The organism is Agrobacterium sp. DKPNP3, assembly GCF_052686535.1.
On the sequence record NZ_JBQYSN010000166.1, the window covers coordinates 1 to 4,598 of the forward strand.

The window sequence follows — 4,598 nt, forward strand, 5'->3', positions numbered from 1 at the left end:
CGGCCTCGATCCATTTCTGCGAGGATGCGGATCTCGATTACGTGTCCTGCTCGCCCTTCCGCGTGCCGATTGCCCGTCTGGCCGCCGCGCAGGCAACGCTTGCGGCGCAGGCGAAGGAGGGGCAGGTGGCAAGCAACGTTGCTTTCATTCCGGTCAGGGGTTCTGTCGGACGATGATCTGACGCTCGACAACGACCGGCCGGTAGAACATGTCGCGGTTCATCTGCGCCTGCCAGGCACGGTTGTCGGCGCGGCGGTCCATTTCAAGATCGAGAAGGCAACCGGCCATCGGGTCCGTGCCGGGGCGGAAACCATACCCCCGGCATGTCGCCTCATCCCTCGCGCGCCGCTCTTCCGGCGTCAGCGTCTGGCAGGCGGTGAGCGCCACAAGCGCTGCAAGCGAACCGAGAACGATGGAAACACGCATCTTGTTTCTCCCTGATATGACAGCCGTACGGCACTTTTATTGCCGTGATTGATACGCCTGTTTGCATTTGGGGAAAAGCCGCATCGGGGTGGAAAGTTGCATCAATCTACCACCGCAGGACGGGCCTTCAGCCGGTTAAGAGCCGGACAAGGAGGAGGGCGGGAAAATGCCCTGCAGAATGAGCCAGTCGCTCAACAGCAGCGTGAGGATGGCGGCGAGAAGGATGCCGCCCATGAAGGCGATGAGGCCGAGCGTGGCCCGCGTCCAGCGGCGGGTCTGATAAAGATAGATGGCAAGGCCGACAGGGGCTAGCAGAATGGTCGTGACCTTGGCGGCGGAACTGCGTCGGATATCCCGCTTTTTGGCATCTTCTATCTGCCACCAGGCAAACAGCGTGATGATGCCGACCATCTGGATCAGATCATTCGCGGTAAAGGAGCTTGGAGGTCCGGCGGGCCAGATGGCGGCGTCGATGAGAAGGCCAAGGGACAGGAAGGCGAGCAGGCCGACATAAATCCAGTTACGTTTCGACATGCACAGGGTCCGCTGAAGTTGCGTTGTTGTCCGTGTCGTTATGGCTATCGATCAAGCCATTTCCGTCAACCCCAAACTTTCGTGGAAAAACGGAAGTGGCACACAGGGCGTCTCCTTTCACCGGAAACGCCCCGCGATTATCGCGATCAGGCCGTCACTGCCTCACGGTCATCGAGCGCGTCGATATCCTTCGCATTGTTGTAAACGGCCTCATCGAGAATACCCTCGCGCTTGGCGACGATGGTCGGCACCAGCGCCTGTCCGGCGACATTGACCGCCGTGCGGCCCATGTCGAGGATCGGGTCGATGGCAAGCAGCAGGCCCACGCCTTCGAGCGGCAGGCCGAGCGTGGACAGCGTCAGCGTCAGCATCACCACGGCACCCGTCAGGCCCGCCGTTGCGGCGGAGCCGAGCACGGAAACGAAAACGATCAGCACATAGTCCTGAATGCCGAGGGGCACCTGGAAGAACTGCGCGATGAAGATCGCCGAAATCGCCGGATAGATCGCCGCGCACCCGTCCATCTTGGTGGTCGCACCGAGCGGCACCGAGAAGACGGCATATTCGCGCGGAACGCCGAGGCTCTTTTCCGTTACGGTTTCGGTGACGGGCAGCGTGCCGATCGAGGAGCGCGACACGAAGGCCAGCTGGATGGCCGGCCATGCGCCCGCAAAGAACCGCGAAGGCTTCAGCCCATGGGCGAGAAGCAGCGCCGGATAAACGACGAAGAGCACCAGCGCCAGACCGATATAAACGGCGGCCGCATACCAGCCGAGCTGCGACAGCGTCGTCCATCCATATTGGTCGACCGCGCGCCCAAGCAGACCGATGGTGCCGAGGGGGGTAAGGCGGATGACCCACCACAGGATTTTCCGCACAATGGCAAGCAGCGACTGGTTGAAGGCGAGGAACGGCTCCGCCGCCTTGCCGGCTTTCAGCGCCGCGACGCCAAAGGCAATCGACACCACGAGCAGCTGCAGGACGTTGAAGTTCAGCGAGGTGCTGCCAGCGCCATTGTTTATCTTGGTCGAGGCTTCAAGCCCGAACACGTTAACGGGCACAAGACCCTTCAGAAAGTCCAGCCACGAGCCGGTGGAGGAGGGCGCTGCCGCTGCCGTATTGGCAATGGCGGTGTTGACGCCCGGCTGGATGACGAGGCCGAGCACGATGCCGATGACAACCGCTATCAGGGCGGTGATGGCGAACCACAACAGGGTCTGCCAGACGAGTTTTGCCGCATTGGAGAGGTTCTTGAGATTGGCGATGGAGGCAACGATGGCCGTGAAGATGAGCGGCGGCACGAGCGCACGCAGGAGCTGCACGAAAATCGTGCCAATGGTCTGCAGCGTCACCGAAAGCCAGTTGGGATTGCCCGCGGCATCCGGCCCAATGTTGCGGGCAACAAGGCCCAGCAGAAGGCCGATAACCATGGCGATCAGGACCTGGAAGCCGAAATTGCGATAAAAGGGTTTAGATCCGGATGAGCGGATAGGTGTCGTTGCCTGTGGCATGGCCTGTCTCTTTTTTATGCAAGAAAACGAGAATAGTGCATTTTTCATACGCATTCTCGAGGGGAGTGGCCGAGAATACGCCGATTTCCTCAGCAATTAAGGAATGAACATGCGTATTTGTTGCATTACCGGGGGATCATTCTCTGGAGCGATTTAGATACGGAAAAATATTCCACCCTTTCGGCGTCTTCGCGGCCAGGCGCTCAAACGCTATCCTATGGCAGCGCCCTGGCAGCGATTCAGTGCTTCCAAAAACCACGTCCCGGCGGTGTGGACGGGTCTCGGTTGGAGGCCAGATCAGCTTCGCCACGAAGGAGAACGTCGCGCGGTTGACGGGTCTATTGCCTTCTCCTTTGTTTTCCTTGGCGCCAATCCGGTCTATGACATCATATGCAGGTGATTCCCTGCCGATAATTCGGGTGCAACGCTCTTTAGCCAATGCGATCTAACGGATATCCGCTTTCATGACTGTGCGTTTCGTCCGGCCATTTTCGATTGCCGCCTATCTTTCCCGTTATCTGGGCCTTGCGGCGCTGGTGCTGTTTTTGATTGCGGCGGGCGTCCACCGGTTCGGCCCTCTGACGACGCCCGATTTTGTCGGCCTGCTCATCATTGCGGCGGGCATCGCGCTCGCGGCGGTCGTTCTGGCGCTGATAGGCCTGGAGCGCTTATGGACCAAGGGCGCACGCGGCGGCCTTTCGGCGCTGGCGGCGCTGCTTCTGTCGGGCCTGCCGCTGGGTGTGGTTGGCTACGGCGCCTTTCTCTACTGGCAGCAACCGAAGATTTACGACATTTCCACCGATCTCAGCGACGTGCCGGAGTGGCTCGTGACGCCAGCCGCCAACCAGCAATGGCTGGTGCGGCCCGCCGTCATCACCAAGGCTGATCGCGACGCGCAGATGGAGGCCTATGCCAGCCTCGCCGGCCGCCGCTATGAAGGCGCGATCGACCGCATCTATGCCGCCGCCAAAAAGATGGCTGCCGCCCAGTCCATCCACATTACCCATACGAGGGGCGTGATCGGAGCGGAAGATGCACCCTCTGTCGGCGTGCCGCCGCAGGATCGGACGCAGCCGGCGGAGGATGCGCCTGTCGAGGACCTGCCGTCTGTTGTCCCCGTACCCATGGCCCGCCCGGCAGAAGCACCGCAGCCGACTTTCTTTAACGGCAGCGGGGTGGTGCTGATGCAGGGCGAAACCCGCACCCGCATCTGGGGCCTGCGTTTCGATATCCTCATCCGCCTCAGGGAAGAAGCCGAGACCACCATCGTCGACATCCGCGTCGCCTCCCGCTACGGCCCGCATGATCTTGGCATGGGCGCCGCGATTGCCGAAGCCTATCTCGATGCGCTGGATGCGGAAATGCAGGGTCTGAACGACAATTGAGGCCAGACGCCGAAGGCTTGGCTGGCGCTAAGCTTCGGCAAGATTTGGGCTCTGCATCGCCGCGAGTTTCTTCTCCCCGAGGGGGAGAAGGTGGCCCGAAGGGCCGGATGAGGGGGCTAGCTCTCGGTATATCTCTACCCGCGCCCCCTCATCCCGCTGCCGCGGACTTCTCCCCGGCGGGGAGAAGAAACAGGTGGCATCCGCTGGTTCCCTATCGAACAGGGCGTAATCGGCGAAAGCCTCTTGAGAATTCGCGCCTTAAAACCCGGTCACGCCGGAAAATACTCGCCCAGCAGCGAAGGCGCGCCATCCGTCCGCACTTCGGCCTTTTCGATCAGATCCTCGATATGCGCCAGCACGGAAAGTGCGGCCGCGCCATGCAGACGCTTGTCGGTGCTGGCATAGATCACCTTCACCATGTCGGCGATCAGCCGGTCGCCGTCCCGGATACGTTTCAACACCGCCTTTTCCCGCATGCGGCGGTGGGCGCGCAAGCCGCGCATGAAGGCGGCGGGATCGGTGACCGGGCCGCCATGGCCGGGCAGGAACAACCGGTCGTCGCGGGTCAGCAGCCGCTCCAGTGAAGCCATGTAGTCGCTCATCGCCCCATCCGGCGGGGCGACGATGGTGGTGGCCCAGGCCATGACGTGATCGGCCGAAAAGACGATGCCGTTGCCCTCCAGCGCAAAGGCAGCGTGGTTGGCGGTGTGGCCCGGCGTATGCAGCGCCGTCAATGTCCAGC

5 protein-coding genes are annotated in these 4,598 nt (G+C 61.7%); 1 reads left to right on the plus strand and 4 read right to left on the minus strand.

All coding sequences use genetic code 11. The annotated features are described in order from the left end of the window. Positions 1 to 153: 153 nt before the first annotated feature. The 3 genes from ACUTJJ_RS24730 to ACUTJJ_RS24740 all read right to left on the minus strand — a co-directional run bounded on the left by ACUTJJ_RS24730 (position 154) and on the right by ACUTJJ_RS24740 (position 2,471). Complete coding sequence (locus ACUTJJ_RS24730; protein ID WP_006310254.1) at positions 154 to 426, minus strand: hypothetical protein; 273 nt, start codon at positions 424 to 426, stop codon at positions 154 to 156. 135 nt (positions 427 to 561) lie between these two features. Beyond that, positions 562 to 960, minus strand: coding sequence for a hypothetical protein (locus tag ACUTJJ_RS24735; RefSeq protein WP_296064936.1), 399 nt, complete (start codon positions 958 to 960; stop codon positions 562 to 564). A 146-nt stretch (positions 961 to 1,106) separates the two neighbouring features. Further along, on the minus strand, positions 1,107 to 2,471 hold the full coding sequence (locus ACUTJJ_RS24740) for a dicarboxylate/amino acid:cation symporter (RefSeq protein ID WP_445543748.1): 1,365 nt from the start codon (positions 2,469 to 2,471) through the stop codon (positions 1,107 to 1,109). 464 nt (positions 2,472 to 2,935) lie between these two features. Between ACUTJJ_RS24740 and ACUTJJ_RS24745 the strand changes: the two genes are divergently transcribed. Further along, the gene (locus tag ACUTJJ_RS24745; protein ID WP_063950820.1) at positions 2,936 to 3,856 is read left to right on the plus strand and encodes a DUF1499 domain-containing protein; all 921 of its coding nucleotides are present in this window, start codon (positions 2,936 to 2,938) and stop codon (positions 3,854 to 3,856) included. Between the two features lie 269 nt (positions 3,857 to 4,125). On the opposite strand, the gene ACUTJJ_RS24750 is transcribed toward ACUTJJ_RS24745, so the two are convergent. Further along, positions 4,126 to 4,598 (minus strand): MBL fold metallo-hydrolase (locus ACUTJJ_RS24750; protein WP_445543749.1); only part of this gene is annotated, 473 nt, incomplete at its 5' end.

What these genes read in the sequence shown, in the direction of transcription:
- ACUTJJ_RS24740 (WP_445543748.1), bottom strand. Translation starts at nt 2,471, where the DNA reads ATGCCACAGGCAACGACACCTATCCGCTCATCCGGATCTAAACCCTTT.
- ACUTJJ_RS24730 (WP_006310254.1), bottom strand. Translation starts at nt 426, where the DNA reads ATGCGTGTTTCCATCGTTCTCGGTTCGCTTGCAGCGCTTGTGGCGCTC.
- ACUTJJ_RS24735 (WP_296064936.1), bottom strand. Translation starts at nt 960, where the DNA reads ATGTCGAAACGTAACTGGATTTATGTCGGCCTGCTCGCCTTCCTGTCC.
- ACUTJJ_RS24745 (WP_063950820.1), top strand. Translation starts at nt 2,936, where the DNA reads ATGACTGTGCGTTTCGTCCGGCCATTTTCGATTGCCGCCTATCTTTCC.